General features: G+C 46.7%; 19 protein-coding genes. 5 read left to right on the top strand and 14 right to left on the bottom strand.

Features of this window, described 5'->3' with window-relative positions:
• Positions 1 to 34 precede the first annotated feature (34 nt).
• The 5 genes from D3H65_RS20755 to rsfS all read right to left on the bottom strand — a co-directional run bounded on the left by D3H65_RS20755 (position 35) and on the right by rsfS (position 4,638).
• Entirely contained in the window at positions 35 to 832 is a 798-nt protein-coding gene (locus D3H65_RS20755; RefSeq protein ID WP_119052151.1) for a UDP-2,3-diacylglucosamine diphosphatase, read from the bottom strand.
• Between the two features lie 53 nt (positions 833 to 885).
• On the bottom strand, positions 886 to 1,332 hold the full coding sequence (locus D3H65_RS20760) for a gamma-glutamylcyclotransferase family protein (protein WP_119052152.1): 447 nt from the start codon (positions 1,330 to 1,332) through the stop codon (positions 886 to 888).
• 70 nt (positions 1,333 to 1,402) lie between these two features.
• Positions 1,403 to 2,038, bottom strand: a complete 636-nt coding sequence (locus tag D3H65_RS20765) for a LutC/YkgG family protein (protein ID WP_119052153.1) — start codon at positions 2,036 to 2,038, stop codon at positions 1,403 to 1,405.
• Between the two features lie 8 nt (positions 2,039 to 2,046).
• Positions 2,047 to 4,116, bottom strand: a complete 2,070-nt coding sequence (ftsH, locus tag D3H65_RS20770) for an ATP-dependent zinc metalloprotease FtsH (RefSeq protein WP_119052154.1) — start codon at positions 4,114 to 4,116, stop codon at positions 2,047 to 2,049.
• Positions 4,117 to 4,248: 132 nt separating this feature from the next.
• On the bottom strand, positions 4,249 to 4,638 hold the full coding sequence (gene rsfS / locus D3H65_RS20775) for a ribosome silencing factor (RefSeq protein WP_119052155.1): 390 nt from the start codon (positions 4,636 to 4,638) through the stop codon (positions 4,249 to 4,251).
• A gap of 193 nt (positions 4,639 to 4,831) precedes the next feature.
• Here rsfS and D3H65_RS20780 point away from each other — a divergent pair, with 193 nt between their 5' ends.
• Genes D3H65_RS20780 through D3H65_RS20795 form a run of 4 tightly spaced genes read left to right on the top strand, consistent with a single transcriptional unit; the run spans position 4,832 to position 7,600 of the window.
• Positions 4,832 to 5,578, top strand: coding sequence for a biotin--[acetyl-CoA-carboxylase] ligase (locus tag D3H65_RS20780; protein WP_245999548.1), 747 nt, complete (start codon positions 4,832 to 4,834; stop codon positions 5,576 to 5,578).
• 59 nt (positions 5,579 to 5,637) lie between these two features.
• On the top strand, positions 5,638 to 6,168 hold the full coding sequence (locus D3H65_RS20785; RefSeq protein ID WP_119052156.1) for an LVIVD repeat-containing protein: 531 nt from the start codon (positions 5,638 to 5,640) through the stop codon (positions 6,166 to 6,168).
• Between the two features lie 17 nt (positions 6,169 to 6,185).
• Positions 6,186 to 6,935, top strand: coding sequence for an LVIVD repeat-containing protein (locus D3H65_RS20790; protein ID WP_119052157.1), 750 nt, complete (start codon positions 6,186 to 6,188; stop codon positions 6,933 to 6,935).
• Positions 6,935 to 7,600: a DUF3575 domain-containing protein gene (locus D3H65_RS20795; RefSeq protein WP_119052158.1), complete on the top strand. Its 666-nt coding sequence runs from the start codon at positions 6,935 to 6,937 to the stop codon at positions 7,598 to 7,600. The genes D3H65_RS20790 and D3H65_RS20795 overlap by 1 nt, the downstream gene beginning before the upstream one ends.
• Positions 7,601 to 7,617: 17 nt before the next feature.
• On the opposite strand, the gene D3H65_RS20800 is transcribed toward D3H65_RS20795, so the two are convergent.
• From D3H65_RS20800 to D3H65_RS20835, 9 genes are all read right to left on the bottom strand, one after another.
• A complete protein-coding gene (locus tag D3H65_RS20800; RefSeq protein WP_119052159.1) occupies positions 7,618 to 8,508 on the bottom strand; it encodes a DUF5777 family beta-barrel protein in 891 nt (296 codons plus the stop codon).
• Positions 8,509 to 8,531: 23 nt separating this feature from the next.
• On the bottom strand, positions 8,532 to 9,092 hold the full coding sequence (locus tag D3H65_RS20805) for a YceI family protein (RefSeq protein WP_245999549.1): 561 nt from the start codon (positions 9,090 to 9,092) through the stop codon (positions 8,532 to 8,534).
• Between the two features lie 50 nt (positions 9,093 to 9,142).
• Positions 9,143 to 9,595, bottom strand: a complete 453-nt coding sequence (locus tag D3H65_RS20810; RefSeq protein WP_162915744.1) for an OB-fold protein — start codon at positions 9,593 to 9,595, stop codon at positions 9,143 to 9,145.
• A gap of 4 nt (positions 9,596 to 9,599) precedes the next feature.
• Positions 9,600 to 9,950, bottom strand: coding sequence for a c-type cytochrome (locus tag D3H65_RS32985; protein WP_162915745.1), 351 nt, complete (start codon positions 9,948 to 9,950; stop codon positions 9,600 to 9,602).
• A gap of 313 nt (positions 9,951 to 10,263) precedes the next feature.
• Positions 10,264 to 11,982 carry a tetratricopeptide repeat protein gene (locus D3H65_RS20815; RefSeq protein WP_119052161.1) on the bottom strand — a complete coding sequence of 573 codons (1,719 nt, stop codon included), beginning with the start codon at positions 11,980 to 11,982 and terminating at the stop codon, positions 10,264 to 10,266.
• A 74-nt stretch (positions 11,983 to 12,056) separates the two neighbouring features.
• A complete protein-coding gene (locus D3H65_RS20820; protein WP_119052162.1) occupies positions 12,057 to 12,704 on the bottom strand; it encodes a response regulator in 648 nt (215 codons plus the stop codon).
• Positions 12,705 to 12,854: 150 nt separating this feature from the next.
• Positions 12,855 to 15,473, bottom strand: a complete 2,619-nt coding sequence (locus tag D3H65_RS20825) for a sensor histidine kinase (protein ID WP_119052163.1) — start codon at positions 15,471 to 15,473, stop codon at positions 12,855 to 12,857.
• 373 nt (positions 15,474 to 15,846) lie between these two features.
• Complete coding sequence (bcp, locus tag D3H65_RS20830) at positions 15,847 to 16,314, bottom strand: thioredoxin-dependent thiol peroxidase (protein WP_119052164.1); 468 nt, start codon at positions 16,312 to 16,314, stop codon at positions 15,847 to 15,849.
• 72 nt (positions 16,315 to 16,386) lie between these two features.
• A complete protein-coding gene (locus tag D3H65_RS20835) occupies positions 16,387 to 18,090 on the bottom strand; it encodes a M23 family metallopeptidase (RefSeq protein ID WP_119052165.1) in 1,704 nt (567 codons plus the stop codon).
• A 447-nt stretch (positions 18,091 to 18,537) separates the two neighbouring features.
• On the opposite strand from D3H65_RS20835, the gene D3H65_RS32990 reads away from it, so the two are divergent.
• Positions 18,538 to 18,753: a hypothetical protein gene (locus D3H65_RS32990; protein ID WP_162915746.1), complete on the top strand. Its 216-nt coding sequence runs from the start codon at positions 18,538 to 18,540 to the stop codon at positions 18,751 to 18,753.
• Positions 18,754 to 18,781: the final 28 nt, after the last annotated feature.

The raw sequence follows: 18,781 nt of genomic DNA on the forward strand, positions 1-18,781 counted from the left end.
ATCAAAAGACACAGTATCGTAATTCGTATAAACATCAACTGCCTGTTTGCCCCCTTATGATCTTAGGTTCCAGTTCAGGATACCTTGATTGAAGTGTTAACTGCTCCCCGTCAAATACCGCATAAGTAAAATAACGGATCCAGTCCCCCAGGTTCACATACCGGCTTTCTTCACTCAGCTTGTAGTCGATGGGCAAGTGCCGGTGTCCGAAAATAAGGTATTTATAATGCTTCTTTTGTAAGACCTCTTTACAATAAATGATCAGCCATTCCCCTTGTTCGCCAAAGAACTTTTCATCCGTTTGGCCAGTCATCGCCCGGCTGCGGCGGCTCATATAGTTAGCCAGCCCCATGCCCAGATAGGGCGGGAGGATGCCAAACAGCCACCGGCATACCGGATTCCTAAATACTTTCTTGATGAATTTGTAACCATGGTCTCCGGGACCAAGCCCATCACCATGCCCAATGAGGAAGGATTGGCCGTTGAATTCAAATTCCTGTGGTTCAAAATAGACCGGGATATTCAATTCCTTTTGAAAGTAATCCGTCATCCACATATCATGATTACCTACAAAAAAATGGACCGGGATACCCGCATCTGTAATTTCAGCCAGCTTTCCCAGCAATCGTACGTATCCCTTGGGCACCACGATCCGGTATTCGTACCAGAAATCAAACATGTCCCCTACGATGAAGATGACAGCTGCGTCTTTTTTGATCTCCTCCAGGAAAGCTACAATTTGTTTTTCCCGTATTAAACTGGCAGCCGCATCCGGCGCTCCAAGATGAAAATCAGAAAGAAAGTATACTTTTTTGCCAGCAGGTATGTTCATAGTGAATGATCGAATAAATAGGCCATCAATGTGGGGTTCCTTACACCAGCTTACTAAAAGAAGCCAGACTGGTTTTTCTTTTCCTGTTGGTCGCGGTATTCCAGCACACTACCGGAAGCGATCAGCGGTTTGCCCAAAACATCCTGGTTATACCAATAGATCCAGGCCAGCGTATCCTTTTCATTGATCACCACATTGACCGGTTCCCTTCTATACAAAGGCGTTCCACCTGCCTCCGGGAAGATCCCTTCATAATCATCCAGTTGGCAGATAGCATACTCAAATTCATCCTTGTTATTGAGCTGGTAGAGCTCCCCCATGATCCAGGTATCTTCATTGACCGGTACAGCCGCCGGGTATTCACCCATGTCAAACAACTTGCCTTTTACTTTGGCAGGGCCGATCAAGGTAAAATAACGGCTGATATAACCATAGGCAGGATGGTGAAACCCGCTCAGCAGCGAGCCATATACGAAGAGTTGATATATTTCTGTAGCCATATGATGTAAGATGTGAAACCGCTCACTTTTCACGTAAAGATAATGGCAATTATAGGATATAGGAGCCGGCTTATTGATCTACCAGGAATACATACACTTCCTTGGGGCCATGCACCCCTACCACCAGCGTTTTCTCGATATCTGCTGTACGGCTGGGTCCCGTGGCAAAAGTGATGAGTGAAGGGAGGTTGGCGCCATACTTTTCTTTCGCCTGTTGCAGGCCGTCTTTAATGTCATATACCAGCTGGCTGGTATAGGCAATGCAAATATGTATGGGGGTATAGACACTTACTGTGCGGCCACTTTGCTGGCCTGCACTCAATACAATGGAGCCCGTTCTGGCCACCAGCCATTCGCAGGTGGTGATGGCGGCATCACAACTGGCCACATCTCCGTGCGTAAAGTCCTCAAAGCCATTGGCCGCCAGGTCGCGTTTCAATACATTTTCCCGGCAGTATATTTTCTCCCATTTATTGTGGGCTATTACATGTTTTAGCTGCGCTGCCAGCTCCTGTTGGTTAAGACAGAACACAAACTTACCCTGCAGCCTGGTAAACTGCTCTGCAAACTGTACTTCCAGCTCCTGTTTCGAGGGCTGGAACACAGAACTATTGCCTTCACTTTGTGGAAAAGGAAGAGGCGTTGACTGTGTCAACGCCTTCCGTATTTTCTTGAGAATACTTTCCCTTGCAGGAGAAATGTTCATAATTACAATTAAGTGGCAGGATGATTCGTCACATTGCTATCATAGGGAGGTACTCCTTCACTGATGCTGCTTTCTTCAGCGCCATGACTGGGATTACCATCTACATCCAGTATTTTCTTCTCACCATAGGGACGCTTGCCGATAAGGGCTTCCACATCACTCTGGAATAATACTTCTTTACTTAACAAAGCCTCTGCCAGTTTTTCCACCTGTGCTTTCTTTTCCAGCAACAAGGCCTTGGTTTTACCGTAAGCTTCTTCAATCAGCTTCCTTACTTCATCATCGATCAGGCGGGATGTCTCTTCAGAATAAGGTTTCGTGAAGGAGTTTTCCGCAGCAGGATCATAAAAGCTTACGTTACCTACTTTGTCATTCATACCGTACACCGTGATCATCGAATAAGCGATCCGGGTGATCTGCTGCAGGTCATTCTGTGCACCGGTAGATATCTTGCCAAAGAAAATGTCTTCGCTGGCCCGACCGCCCAATGTCATACAGATCTGATCTGTCAGTTGGTCCGTATTGTACAGGTATTGTTCTTTCGGTGTGTATTGTGCATAGCCCAGTGCAGCCACCCCTCTCGGTACGATGGTCACTTTCAGCAGCGGATAGGCATGCTCCAGGAACCATCCGCAGATAGCATGACCTGCTTCGTGGTAGGCAATGATCTTTTTCTCATCAGGAGAAATGATCTTATTCTTCTTTTCCAGACCACCAATTACCCTGTCTACTGCATCCTGGAAATCTTCCATTTCCACCGATTGCTTGCCTTTACGGGCGGCTATCAGGGCAGCTTCGTTACAGATATTGGCAATATCAGCACCCGCAAATCCGGGGGTCTGCTCAGCCAGTTTATAGATATCTACTTTTTCAGAGATCTTGATCGGCTTCAGATGCACTTTAAAGATATGTTCACGGCCTTTCAGATCGGGCTTATCGATCGATATCTGACGATCAAAACGACCGGGGCGCAACAGCGCCGAATCCAGTACATCCGGACGGTTGGTGGCTGCCAGTACAATGATACCGCTCTCACCGCTGAAACCATCCATTTCCACCAGCAACTGGTTGAGCGTGCTTTCACGCTCGTCATTGCTCATCATGGCATTTTTACCACGTGCACGGCCAATGGCGTCAATTTCATCGATGAATATGATACAGGGTGCTTTTTCACGGGCCTGTTTGAACAGGTCCCTTACACGGCTGGCGCCCACCCCTACAAACAATTCTACGAAATCAGAACCACTCATGGAGAAGAAAGGAACCTGCGCTTCACCGGCCATAGCTTTGGCCAGCAAGGTTTTACCAGTACCCGGAGGGCCTACCAGTAAGGCTCCCTTGGGTATCTTACCACCCAGTGCAGTATACTTTTTGGGATTCTTTAAGAAGTCTACGATCTCCATCACTTCTACTTTCGCCTCATCAAGTCCTGCTACATCAGAGAAGTTGATATTGACCTTGGTGCCTTTATCAAATAAAGTAGCTCTTGATTTACCAATGTTGAAGATACCACCCGGACCGCTGCTGCCGCCAGCACCGCCGCCCATCTTACGCATCAGCATTACCCAGATAAGGATAATAACCACCAGCGGAAGCAGGAACTGGATAATGGAGGTAAACCATTCGCCTTCCTGGGCAGGTTTATTAGGAACTTCTTTAATAGTAGGGTGATCCTTATACCAGGTATTCAACTCTTTCTTGAATTCTTCGGCTTTAATAACGCGAAATTCAAAGTGAGGGCCTTTTTCAGATACACCAGGCCATTTTTTAGATAACTGGTCCTTGTATTTCTGATAACCTCCCTGTGTGAGCGTGATCCGGATAAGATTCTTATTGGTGATCGTGGTCAACTTATCAATATCGCCTTTCTCCAGCATCTGGTAAAACTCCAGTTCATCGATCTCTTTGGCATCAGGGGCAAAAGAACCGAATAACTGAAAGGCTACCAGTACAGCAAATATGATTGCCCAAACCCAGTAGATATTGAATTTCGGGCCTTTACGTTGGCCATTGTCTTCACCGCGTGGGCGTAGGCGGGGGAAACCGCGTTCATTCTGTCTTGACTCGTCCTGTGACATATTGTACTTACTTCAGCTTGTTTTTCTAATTAAGGATTATAGCGATGAAATTGTTCGAAAAAACCTGTTGAAATGGCAGATTTAGAACAGCTCCCGGTACACAATATCAAACATCCGGCCCTAAGAATCAAATTATTTATGTTCTTCAGTCTCGGCGTCACTCCACATTTCTTCTAATTTGTAGAATTTGCGGGTCTCCGGCAACATGATATGTACCACTACATTAACGTAGTCTACCAACACCCATTGTGCTCCCTGATGTCCTTCATGGTGGTAAGGCGCCTCTTTGGCAGCGTCCCGCACATGATCTTCCACAAAACTGGCAATGGCTTTTACCTGCGTGGTGCTGTCTGCCTCACAGACAATAAAAAAATCAGCAATAGCTTCGGGAATTTTCCGGAGATCGAGCGAGGTGATATTACTACCTTTTTTCTCCTGGATAGCGTGGATGATAGCTTTGAAGATCTTAGAGTTTTTAGTTAACCTGGCTACACTATTTCGCTTACGACGGGTAGCTAACATTGACAATTGTTCCAATAATCTAAACGTTTTAAATGGTCAAATTGATATCCTGAATAGCGGAAAGGCTGCTTTCTTTTGGATGCTGTATCCCGCTTACCTGCTGCGCTATTCTAATCTTCCATTAATAACACCACAGTAGCTTAAACGTTCAACAGTAATATCTATTTTCGTACAATTCAAAAATAGTAATCTTTTGCCACATCCCACTATCGGCCAACGGCTTATTATATTGCCGTCTGTAGACAGCACCAACAACTATGCCATGGGCCAGGCAACTGCCGGGAATGCCGGTCACGGAACGGTGTATTTTGCCCTGGAACAGACTGCCGGCAAGGGTCAGCGCGGTAAAACCTGGGTCACCACCATCGGCGAAAACATCATGATGAGCGTGGTAATTGACCCCCACCCCTTGAAAACCAGCCAACAATTCCTCCTTTCTGCAGCTATTGCCCTCGGTTGTTATGATTTCTTTAAAAATTATGCCGGGGAGGAAACCCGTATCAAATGGCCCAATGATATTTACTGGCGTGACAGAAAGGCAGGGGGAATTTTGATAGAATCAAGGGTGGGAAGCGAGGACTGGCAATGGTCCATCGCCGGCATGGGTATCAACATCAACCAAACACAGTTTGCATCCCAGGCCCTCCGGCCCGTTTCTCTGAAGCAAATAACAGGTAAAACCTACGATATCAATGCATTGGCCAGGGAGCTCTGTACCTCCCTCGAAAACCGCTACCAGGCCATCCGGCATCCCGCACAGCTATTGGCCAATTACGAGCAGGCCTTGTACAAATTACACCAGACTGTAAAACTGAAAAAAGCATCCGGCGTTTTCGAGACCACCATTCAAGGCGTCACCCCTTCCGGGCAATTGATCACCCGCGATACCCTGGAACGACACTTCGATGTAGGCGAAGTAGAATGGGTGATCAGGGATTGATAATTGCTAATTTAACTACCCAGGTGCAACGTTTAATTTGACCTTCGTCTCATGAAGACATGAAAACAACTGCTGCCTTGTTTTTCCTGGCTCTGTTCTTATCCGCTTGTGATACGAATATTAATTCCCCGGATTCCCCTGAAGAAATAAAGGCTTACGTACCAGTATACGCTACCACTTCCCTACTGAACGATGTCACAATTGCACCCGTACGCCCTACCCAAAAAGCAGGTAAGATCTATACCTATGGAAACTATATTTTCCAAAATGAAATGAACGAGGGCATACACATTATCGACAAGTCGCAGGCCCAACCCAGGAAAATTGCCTTCCTAAAGATCCCCTATAGCACCGAAATAGCTGTAAAAGGCAATTACCTATACACCAATAGCGTCAGCGATATGCTGGTGATCGACATTACCAATCCCCAGCAGCCAACCGTAGTAAAAAGAATTAAAGATGCATTTCCTGCTATTGATCAGGAACACCCCCCTTTTTCCAATGTGTATTTTGAATGCGTCGATCCTTCAAAAGGTATTGTAGTCGATTGGGCACTGAAGACCATAAAGAGACCCAATTGCAGGCGTTAACCCCTTAAATCAACAACTTGAGAAAGCATATTATATACACCATCGTTCTGATAACCGTTTGCCTGGCCTCCCTGCAATGCACAAAAGATACCGCCAAAGCCTTTACCCCTGGCACCGGCCAGGGTGGTTCTTTAGCCCGCTTTGCCATTGCCGGCAATTACCTGTATACAGTAGACAAAGAAAAACTACGTGTATTCAATATTAGCAACGCCGCCGAGCCAATTTTGAAAACCACCGTTAACATCGGCTTTGAAATTGAGACCATCTACCCCTTCAAAGACAAACTATTCATTGGCTCCACCAGCGTGGTGTATATTTTCTCTATCGAAAATCCCGAGCAGCCTCAAAAATTAAGTACCGCTATCTCACCTGAAGTCATAAGACGTTGCGATCCCGTGGTAGCAAAAGACAACGTGGCATTTGCCACCCTGCGTACCAGCGGGCCATGTGGAGGAACTCAAAGCATATTAGCCGTCTACGACATCACAGATATTACCAAACCGGTTCAAAAAGCCACCTATCCCATTGCCGAACCTTATGGCCTGGGCTATGCCGAGGATGCCCTCTATGTTTGCGACAAGGACAGTTTAATGGTATTTGATATTTCAAAACCCTTTCAACCAAAATTTATAACCAGTGTGAAAGATGGCTCCTTTGTAGATGTTATACCGGCCTCCAATACACTCATCTGTTGGGTGAAAAATGGCATCATCTTATATGATATTTCTAACCCATTCACCCCTCAGCTCATTACAAAGATCAATTAATGCCCCCGAAAACCATTGTCCTTTCGTTCATCCTGCTTTGTTGGATAGGTAATACTTTTGCCCGGCAACGGAATACTGTTATCCTCCCCAAAGGCACCCTCTTTTTACGGATCAACCCATTGGGCCTGATTGACCCCATAGATCAAAATATCTCAACAGGAGCAGAATACAGGTTCCATCAAAAATGGTCGGCAGCAGTAGACGCCGCCTGGATCTTTCATTCCAGTAATTTGCAAAACCAGCAATCCTCCAATGGTTTTATTGTAAGGCCCGCAGTGAGAAAATATTTTAGCCGGCAATTAAATCATTATGTAGAAGCAGAGTTCCATTATAAATATCTAGCCAGCCCCATGGAGGACTGGGTAGGCAGAAATGTAGTAAATGGCATACCAGCCTATGAAGAATATAGAAAATTCAGGTATATCAAAGAAGTAGCCGGATTACAGGTCAAACTAGGCGTACAGGAATGCCTCGTACAAAAGAAATGGCTTTGGATAGAACTCTATGTAGGATTTGGAGTAAGAAAAAAATGGCAGCGTGCACAGCTGCCACCCGGTTCTTCTTATACCTTTCTGCGACGGATGTTCAATGAAGATCCCAATCAAAGCAATACCATTTTCCCTGCCTTTCCAGGTGGAGTAAGGCTTTTATTCAAAATAAAGTGAAAACGGAACTCCTTTAATTACTTCTTCTTTTTGATCGTAAACACCCTCGACAGATTAAACCCAAACCTGATCTCACCTTTCCAGAAATCATCTGTCGTAGTCGTTAGGAAAGCCCTTTCATTCATCCCTGTAGCATTCGTAAAATGCAACTGGAATACGTGTCCTCCTGTTTCAATGTCAAAGCCCATCGCCAGCGGGTCTTTCGTTCCCGGCTGGCGGCCAGCCAGAACAGGCGTATAATCCACTACAAAGGCCGTACGCCTGGTAAGTTTGATCCTGCCTCCTACACCCAGGGCCCAGGTATTGTTGTCATCAGTAGCATTCGGTACCAGGTTGCGGTGCAGGAAAATGGGATTCAACTGCAGGCTGAAAGCCTCGCTGAACTTGCGGCCTATAATCACTTCCTGCCAGAAAGCCAGGCGATGTTGAAATTTGTATACATCCTTCGGTTCAGGAAATTCCTGCGTACGCACCGACATACCGGTGATCAATACCACCGAGAAAGGTATACTACCTGGTCCTGTCGATTGCTGTACAGGCCGGTATTTGACAAACCCATCCAATTCCTTGTTCACATTACTCCTGCCAATACCAACCGTAAGGTTTTTACCCAGTCCATAATCAAAGCCAAAACGCATATTGGCCTCATCCAGACCAAACAAGTCTTTGACACCATGATTGACCGTCCCAAACCGGTGCAGGATACGAACATCCAACACCCCCTTGCCAATAAACTCCATCGAGTGAGAATGAATCACCCGGCTCGATTTAAAAGCGTTCTTCACATATTCTTTCTTAACCGAATCAGTACCCAGTTCTTTCAACAGATCCTGGTCCTGCGCATAGAGGCAGGTAGTGGAAAGCAACAGCGCCATGCCAGATAAACTGCTATATAGTATTCTTTTCATAAGCCAGTGTATTTAGAGGATGATTAACGTTGTAAAGGTTCCAATGCACAATCGACCGTTATCACCACCGTATTCGAAATATTTTCCTTTACAATAGCGGGTATCTTGATAGCATAGTCCGATAACAGGATCGTAAGTTCAGTATTCAATTGTGGCTTGCCATCCTTTACAGTGACCTTTCCCGCAGTCTCAATTTCCTTGCTTACTCCATGCAACGTAAGCGTTCCTTTTACTTTGGCAGCATAAGTGCCATCCTTGGTATAGTTCACTTCAGGGTTATTGACGATCGTGCCCTTAAAATCCGCCTTCGGGTATTTGTCACTCTCTACATAATTCTCATTGAAATGTTCCTGCATCAGGGCTTTTGCAAATTCAAACCCTTTCATGAGTACAGCAAACTGTACCGCGCCCGTTTTTGTATCCAGTACACACGTAATACCTTTGTGTTTGGCTGCAATCGTTTCCACATTTCCCTTGGAAACAAACGATATCCTGCCGCTCTTGGTAAAAAACTTATCCTGCGCAAAGGCCAGTACAGATAACAACATCAGTACATTGACCAGTCCAATAACCCGCATTTTCATTTCCTTTACTATTTTAGGTTAGTATACGAATTAAATAATCTTTCTCTCTGTCATTTCGAACTCCCCATCACACACCTGTTCAATTCCACATCCGACCCCAACAGCCCCGTATCATCTTTCTTAAAGCCTGTAATGGCACCCTTCACCGTAATCCGTTCACCCCGCTTAAGGACAATAGCATTTTTTGCCTGCACACTATCCACCAGGCACCTTACCGAAGAAGACATTTCAGTAGTATCGCCCAACACAATGGTGCAATCACCCTCCACTTTATCCACCGATTTTACCATCCCCTGTACGGCCAGTATTTTATTGCGGTACTTATTATAAGCAGCCGTATCATTGGCCAAAAACTCATTCACCAATGCTGTGGCTTCTACCGTATAATCCGCCTCCACACTGGCCAGATCCTTATTCGTCCGGTTGTATTCCCGGTAGGCATAAATAGCTACCGCGGCAAGCACCAGCAGGATGCTGATAACAAGGAGTTGTTTTTTTTGCATGCATTTAATTATTGGGAGTTCCGGAATCCACCCAGCACCTGATAAGCCTGATCTGGGCCGCAGGAAGCGGGGCCGCATTACGCGGCATAAAACCAGTAACAACAGCATTCTTTATCCGGGTGGCTGCATTCTTGATCTCAGTATAATTGGTCAATTGGCCAGGTCCATTCGTAGATCCTGCCCCATGACAGCCCTGGCAATTGGCCTGAATAATAGGCAATACATCATTCACAAAACTGGCATTCACACCTGTGCAATCACTGCCCAGCGGATTTAACAACTCATCTTTATCATTCGTACAGCCTATGAATACTGCCAGGCACACTGATAAGGTGATAAGAATTTTTTTCATCATATTTAGATTCGTTTCCTGTGACTTTTACGGTTATTCAGGTTGAAAGGTTGCCTCTAAAAAAAGCCCTGTCCTGGAAAGGACAGGGAACCAAACCCTTAGAACTTAAGATAACCCATGAAAGAAGTTCCTTTCTGCAAGGATAGAGAACCACCTGCTTCTTCCGGGTCTATCCTACCAATACGTTAATTAAACCACGAGGGTTTCCTTCAATAGCCGAAATGCAGAAAGGTGACACCTTAATAATAAGATGTCACCTTTCTGCACAAATAACCGTATACAAAGTCCCGCACTTCCGTCGGGACAGTCAGGTACTTTAATATTTTCGGGAACCAGTGATCGTAATATCAGCCCATTGCCAGGCTTTGTCAAACCGCGCTTTTACCGCCGCCGCTTCAGTTGATCTTTGTTGTTCCCGCAAGCTGTTAAAAAGCCCCATCAATCCCCAGCCATTTTCCGGCAGGTTCACCAGGTCCTCCCGGTACACCTTTTCAGCTTCCGGATACCGCTTTGCCTGCAGCAGCACATCTCCTAAGGTATGACGCACCGAAAAGAACCAATCCGGCGGCTCCTGGTAATTGAGCTTGTCTTCCATTTCAGCAGCCCGTTGCAATAAAACGATCGCTTCGTTATATTGGCCCTCATGACTCAGTAATTCTCCTTCCAGCGTCAGCGCCGCAATAGTGATCAGGTCAAGTGAGCTATTCGTTTCCCATACCAATAAACTACGCAACGATTCATCAGCTGCATATCCCTGTAAGGTTTTTAATGCCTGGCGTGCTTCCGGCAGCCGGCCTTTTGCCGCCAGCGCCATCCCACGGGCATAATGCCAGATGGCGCGTGGATATTGCAGCGATTCTCCGGGGGCAGGAATCGCCAGGATATCATCCCATTTCCCCAAATGTACCAGTACATAATAAGGAATGATATAATAATGTTGTACCGTACCGGAAAGCGCCAGGTACTTCCTGTCTGCATTCCGCGATACACCCCAAGCAGCTTCTATTGCTTTTTTACTATTTCCCTCCAGGAAGGCACAGGCGGCCAGAAAATGGATATTGTGCGGGTAATACAACAAGGGATAAGTGCCTTGCGATTGACACTGATTGATATAATTACTGTCCGACAACCTCGCCTTCTCCGTAGCTTCCACTCCTTCATGGTAATTGCCTGTACGGATATAAATATGTGCCGGCATATGTACCAGGTGACCGGCCGCAGGCAACATATTCAGCAAGCGCCTGGCAGCAGGTACTGCCTTCTGTGCAGTACGGGAAGCTTCTACCGCGTGGAGATATAGGTGGATAGCGCCCGGATGATTGGGATAGGCCGCCATCGTTTTTTCCAGTTGCTGTTCAATAGCCGCTGTCCAGGGCTGTGCACTGCCATCCTTCAGATACAGGTTCCATGGATGCTCATTCATAAGTGCATCTGCATACAATACCGCGATCTCTGCATCACCCGGATATTGCTCATAAACCTCCTTCATGGCAGCAGCATAAGCTGTATTATAAGGCGTCATATCCTTCACAGCCTCCGTAGGGAATCGTTTTGCCAGGGCTGTGACCAGCGCCCGCTCTTTGGCGGTAGCGTTTAAATAATACTTCCTGGCTTTCTCCATCGCCTGATTGATCTCTTCCAGGCTCGACGGATTGAGTGCCGCATTATAATTGGGGCCTAGCACCATCGCCATACCCCACCAGCCCATCGCTGCCGTACTATCCAGCCTGATCACCTCCTGGAAGGAACGCGCCGCCTCACCATGGTTAAAGGCATAGATCAACGTAAGCCCCTGATCAAAATAACGCTGCGCTAGTTTCGAACGCGTGGTGATCTTGTAATGCAGGTTACCCAGTCCTTTTATTAAAGGAGCTTTCCCTTCTTTCAGTTTAGCGGCATCAAAAGAAGGAGCACAAAAAACGGCAATACCCTTGCCCATTTTCTGTGGGGATGCAGCAGGCTTTTCAAATGCCTCCAGCACAAGCGTGATGGCCAATGCACTAATTACAAAACCTATCACATAACTACTTTTCATAAAAAAACTATTTTCAGGTTAAGATCTCTGTCATCGAAGCAAAGGACTGCCGGTGGCTGATTGTCGATTGCCGGTCAAACAATCCTTTGGTTAATAGCTTTGGCCACCGCTTCTGTGAGAGAAGCTACATGCAGTTTCTCGTAGATCTTTTTCACATGACTGCGTACCGTTTCATAACTAATGACCAGCCGGTCCGCAATCATTTTATAACTCAGGCCTTCTACTATACAGGCAAGGACTTCCTTTTCACGCGGCGTAAGATGATAGTCCGGCGCCTCCTCCGGTTTCACATGCTGCGGTATCTGCTGCAGTTTACCCAATACCTTGCGGGCAATGGAAGGCGACATCGGTGAACCACCATACTGCAGCTCCTGGATCGATTCCACCAGCCTCGTATTCAGGTGGTTCTTTAGAATATAACCGGAAGCTCCTGCACAAATAGAATCAAATACCCGGTCATCATCTTCAAAAACCGTTTGCATCAGTACCTGAATATGCGGAAACTCCTTTCGGATCGCCTTCACCGCTTCAATACCCGTCATGCCTGGCATCTCAATATCCATCAGCACAATATCCGGTTTACTATCCCGTACATCCTCCACACAATCCAGTACATGCGAAAAGGAACCCACTACCTCAAAGGCAGGTACCGTTCTCAGCAACAGGGTAATGCTTTCCCTGATATTCTTATTGTCGTCAAATATGGCAATCCGCAGGCTCATAAAAATGTATTAGTCAAACATCGCGATTTCCCGGTGCCCGGGCAATCCCCTTTATAGGTTAGAAAAAACCTTGAAATCCCGTCCTCAGCCCCCTTCTCTAGCTCATAACCCGCCCCGTCATTACTTGTCCCGTCCCACAACCGGAGTCCCTTACCCCACCGGAAAACGAAGCTGAACAACCGTACCCTTACCCGGCTCGCTCTCGATCGTCCATGCCCCTTTCATTTCAGCCGCCCTCATTTCCATATTCCGAAGCCCATTGCCCGACAACGATTGCGAAGCATACATCCGCACTTTTTCCCTGTCAAAACCTACCCCACCATCCTTCACTTCCAGTTCAAGCTGGTGATGCCGCAGACCGATCCTTACCCATAAGTTCCTGCAGTCTGCATATTTCAACGCATTATTGACAGCCTCCTTAAAAATGAGGTAAAAGTTCTTGCGGCGTGTCATTTCCAGGTTCACCTGTTTTATTCCCGGCTCCACCTCAAAATGAAAAACAATGCCTTTGGAGGCAAGCAAAGGCCTGGCAAAAGACTCCATTCTTTGCAAAATAGTATCCATACTATCATGCCGTGGATTGATGGCCCATACAATATCATTCATTTCCGAGATCATTTCTCCCGAAGTTTCACTGATCTTTTCCAGCGTTTGGTGCAGATCATCCTGCCGCTCCTGTTGATGGTAAATTTTAGCTACTTGGCTGTAAACCGAAATACTGCTGAGCGTAGAGCCCACATTATCATGCAGGTCCTGTGCTATCTTATTCCGGATAGCCTGTTGTTTTAACAGCTGGTCAAAACGGTAACGATAAATGCTATAGATCAAAAGCCCCATGGTGAGCGCACAAAGTCCGTAAAACCACCAGCGCTGCCAGAAAGGAGGTATAATAGTGATGTGGATCGTAGCCACTTTTTCATTCCAAAGACCGGCATTATCAGTAGCCCGCACCTTTAGTACATAGTCCTTCGCTTCCAGGTTCGAGAACTCCTGCGCAGTCCGTGTACCAATATCTATCCATTCCTTGTCCCTGCCCTCTAGTATATAGGCATAATGCGTATTGCGGCCAACAGAGAGATCGGGCGCTGCAAAAGTCACCGTAAAATAATTCTGATCATAGCGCAGGTTGATCTTGTCTTGCTGCAGCAGGTCATTATAAGATTCATTGAATATCTTAAAATCAGTAAAGAACACCTGCGGTATCCTCCGCGTGTCCTGCACTTCCCTTGGATTAAAAGCAATAAAATAATTATTACCGGCCACATACAGCCAGCCCTTGCGATCCCTAAAAATATTTCCCCTTACCCCTCCTGCCTTTTCAATATCCGGCAGATCAAAGGAGGTAAAAGACTTTGTGCCCGGATCATATTTATGCAGGTTGCCATTGCTGATCATCCACACATTTCCCTTGGGATCCAGTTGGAGACCTTCCAGCAGGTTATTCGAAGCAGGTATATGCGTAAACATCCGCCGCGTCCGGTCAAAATAATGCAGTCCGCCCCCATAAGTGCTAACCCACAAATTACCAGCCCCGTCTTCTTTCAGGTCAGATACATCATTGCTGCTAATGCTTCCCGGCTTATAACAGTCAATTACATTTTTAAGCGTATCATGCCTGGATATCCAACGCTTCGCTACCAGGTCCTTTTCTGTATCCGGTAGCAAACGCACCCGCAAAGTAGACACATCACACCGGAACAGCGAATGATCCGTACCCAGGTACAAAGTCCCATCCACATCTTCAAAAAAATGCGTTACCCCCAGCCGCTCACCTTTATACAGTACAGGCCTGAAGTGAAGCTTATTATTTCCCGGCTCCCTGATATAGATCCCTTCGCTGGTGCCGATCCATAAATTCCCATCACGTTCATAAAAATCATAGATCGTAATATCTCTGGCCGTGCCGCCCCCCGCGGCAGGTAAAAAAGTTTGCTCAAACTGTTGCTGCGCGGGCCGGTGGATACTCACCCCCCGGTCCGTCCCTATCCATACCACACCATTGCTATCCGTATACAGGCTGTTGATGTGGTTGTCTGCAATCGTCCCTTCCCGGGCGGCGTCATAGCCATAATGGTAGAGCCGGCCCGATGCCTTATCATATATATGGAGTCCTCCAAAACGACTACCCATCCACAAACGTCCTTTAATATCTGTGGTAAAGCAGCTGATCTCATCATTATTAAAGGAGAAGGGCACCTTCGACATACCAGCTTTGTCCATCTCCAGGTCCAGGATCGTACGCGTATCATGAGCGATCGGCAACGTGAACTTTTCCATTACCCGGTCAAAGCGCAGCAACCCCACCCCGCTGGTGCCGATCCACAAATAACCTTGCGTGTCCAGCAATAGCTTATTCAATATATTAACCGGAATAGAATGACTATCCCCCGGTAAATGCCGGTATTGTTTGAATTGCCGGCGGGGCGGCTGTTTATGATCATACCGGCTCAATCCCCCATCCGCCGTGGCAATCCACAATACCCCTTGCTCATCTTCCAGTATATCATGGATGATATTGCCCGAGATCGTAGTACTGTCACCCGGCTTATATTGGAATACGTCGAAATTATGACCATCATAGCGGTTGAGCCCGTCATTCGTGCCAAACCACATAAACCCACGCCGGTCGCGGATAATACAATTGACCTTATTATGGGAAAGCCCATTCTGCATCGTTAACCTGTCAAAATACAGAGAAGGCTGTTGGGCAGGCAGGTTCAGCCAGCTGGTCATTGACAATAAAAGCAGCAATAAAAATTGTTGGCACATACTACAACATAATTGACACTGCGCGGCAATCCAAAACTAGGGTATACAGCACCCGGCCGGCCGGCTATTCGAGTGAATAGGCCATTATTATGAGTAGAGACCTGTAAAAACAAAATACCGCCGGATGCTGTTGACATGCCGGCGGTTCGATAAAACCCCTACCTGAAAAGACACTGTATTATATTGATTGGATGGGAATGGTTTACCTGTTACGGCTACAAATGTCAGCCGTAAAACCCTATCCCCCAATCCCCATAGAAGGGAAATCCCATCCCCAGCTTAGGGGATAAGCTAATGCCATGCCTCGCTACCGGATTACGCGTAGCAAAAGGCTCGCAGCTCGTAGCTCACTGCTCGCAGCCGTATTCGTAGCTCACAGCTGTTTCCAGGCAGCAATGATCTCTTCAGCATGTTGCTTATTCTTTGGGCGGAGGAAGATCTTGCGGATGATCCCTTTTTCATCGATCACAAAGGTGGTTCGAAGCAACCCCATGTATTTACGGCCGTACAATTGTTTTTCATCCCATACACCGTACTTGTCTATGATCGTATGTTCAGGATCCGCCAATAGAGTAAATGGCAGATCATACTTAACTTCAAATTTCTTGTGTTTGGCTGCCTCATCCGGGCTTACGCCCAATACCTCAAAGCCTTCCTTGCGCAGCAAAGCATAGTTGTCGCGCAGATTGCAGGCCTGTACCGTACAGGTAGGCGTATCGTCCTGCGGGTAGAAATACAAGACCAGCTTTTTCCCTTTAAAATCGCTCAATGAAACCGCCTTACCATTCTGGTCCCTGCCTTTGAATGCCGGCGCTTTATCGCCTTCCTGTAGTGTGATCATTATAATTGGAGAATAGATAATTTATACGTCTTAATAGCTAACCGCTAATACCTAAAAGCTAACACCTAACCGTTACCGCACAAACCGGATCGTTTTCGTCGTCCCATTCCCCGCCTCATCCTCTGCACTGATCGTCAGCTCATGCGGGCCTGCCAGGCATTTTTCATCAAACCGGTAAATGAATGTACGGCCTTTATCATTCGTAAACCGTAGCCATTTGCCATCCAGCAGCGTACGTACATTCTTGCTCCGCCCCAGGTTATCAGTCACCGTAAACGTAATGCGGCTGGCCTTTCCCAGGTTCGCCCCATCCGCCAGGCCGGGCGTATTAATTTGAGGGGGAATATCATCCGTCACCAGGCGGAAAGAACCAAAGTCCCGGAAGCGCGCCGAAGCCCATCCATTTTGCCATTCCACTTTTTGTACATCATTCTTGCTCCCGCTGTACCATTGCATCACCGTATGCTGCTGCTCCTGCAAGGTCAACGAACGGTTCGGTTGTATACGCACAAGGAAAGATTCCTGAAGCGGGATCGCAGAAGAACCGATGGTATGTACCTCAGATATCCCTTGCGGATGCGTATTGGCCGACTGACCATACCGTATATGCACCGAATCATACAAACACCGCTCGCCAATGAAGAATTCGCAATGTTCTGTTTCAAAGCCATCGAGCATAAAAGGATAGAACATCTTGCCCGTGCTCACCAGCGGCGCCACAGCCGTCCCGTCATACTGTACCGAATAATCAAGCGTAGCAGCATTACCATACGCATCCTTCACCACAATGCGAACTGCATGTACCGCCCCGTCACTAATATCTATCGCGCCATCTCCTTTGGCCTGCTTATAAATGGAATTTACATAACCTGGCAGGTCACTCAGGTGCTGCAGCCAGGCCCCTCCCGCCGATTTCGTGCGGTAATCTATATGGGCATTCAGGTAGCGTGTATCACTGTAACTGATATTGTCCATCCTGAAACCGATCACAGCTTCATTATCCACATACAGCAGCGCTTCAAAGATGCCATTCAGGTTAGACGAGCCCGTATGCGTATCGAAAGCTGTAATAGCAAAACTCACTTTGGGAGAACTTACTTTAACAAGCGCCGGCGTAGTAGAGTAGTTACTGCCACTGGCTTTTACCGGGATAAGCCTGGGCGATTGCTCATAAAGGCTCCGCATCCTGTCGTAAACAGCCAGTCGCAATATGCGTGGAGCCGTATTATCTGCCAGTGGAAAGCCAAACAGCATGGGATTTACATTCACATCATCTGCCGTACGCCTGATCTCAAAGTGCAGGTGCGGCGCCTGCGATCCACCCGTATTGCCACTATAGGCCAGAAAGTCACCTTGCTTTACCGGGAACTGGCCAGGTGTTAATTCGAGAAAAACATTCCACGATTCCTTAGCATACTGCTGTTGCTTAACCCAGTTTTCCAATTTTGGGTTAAAATCATTGAGGTGCGCATAGAGGGTAGTAAACCCATTTGGATGATTGATGTAAATGGCGCGGCCAAAACCACCCGGTTCGATCTTGATCCGGGAAATATACCCGTCTGCAGCAGCATGCACCAGTTGATTCTCGACCTTGTTTGTCTTCAGGTCAAGCCCCATATGGTAATGATTGGGACGTAGCTCGCCAAAGTTCCCGCTCAGGTCCATAGCGAGTTCCAGCGGATTACGAAAGTATCCCTTGGGATAGTTGGCTGGCGCAAACAACTGCGCCTGTACACTTACCGTGCAGCATAACAAAACAAAAACCAATACGCGCATCCGAACAATTCATTTAGGTTAGTAGTCTTGCAAAACTAAGCCTTGCTGCCCCAACCAGCCCAAATTAACAAACGTTTTTACCGGCAAAGCCCCCGGGAACAACATTTTAAATACAAAATCCACCTGTTCACTGGAAATAGACTACCAATCACTCGTTTTGTTTACTAAGCCCCATAAAAAAGCGACTAATTGCATAACAAATCCAGGGATGTAGAAACCCTTTGCAGCAGTCCAATATTAAACTAATATTAAAAGTTGGGCAATTGGGTTACCCGGCACGCCAATGGGTATAAACATATGGACGGCAGTGATTCGCTATTAGTATGTTAAGTTTTAAAAATACCCACTTAGTTGTATGTCTTTTTGTGAACTATGGAACAGCTTTTGGCGTATATAAATTGTCTAAGTATATATGAAATGAAGGTATAAATCTACAATCAGTGTTTTATGAGTACGATACGCAATAGGACGGTTTTACTACTGGCATTAACGGTAGGGTCCATAGTAGGGATGTTTAAAGGAACGGAAGCTAAGCAGAAATGGGTATTTCGTATCAAGAGTCGTTTTGAGGAAAAGCGCCATTTGGCAGAAGAGAAGAAATTCATCCGCCAGGGCGGTGTACCGCTCGATGATATCGAGATCGCTGCTTTCCACAACAACTGAACACATTTATTTATCCAGCCAGCAAAAT

This window comes from Paraflavitalea soli (assembly GCF_003555545.1).
Classification (GTDB): Bacteria; Bacteroidota; Bacteroidia; order Chitinophagales; family Chitinophagaceae; genus Paraflavitalea; species Paraflavitalea soli.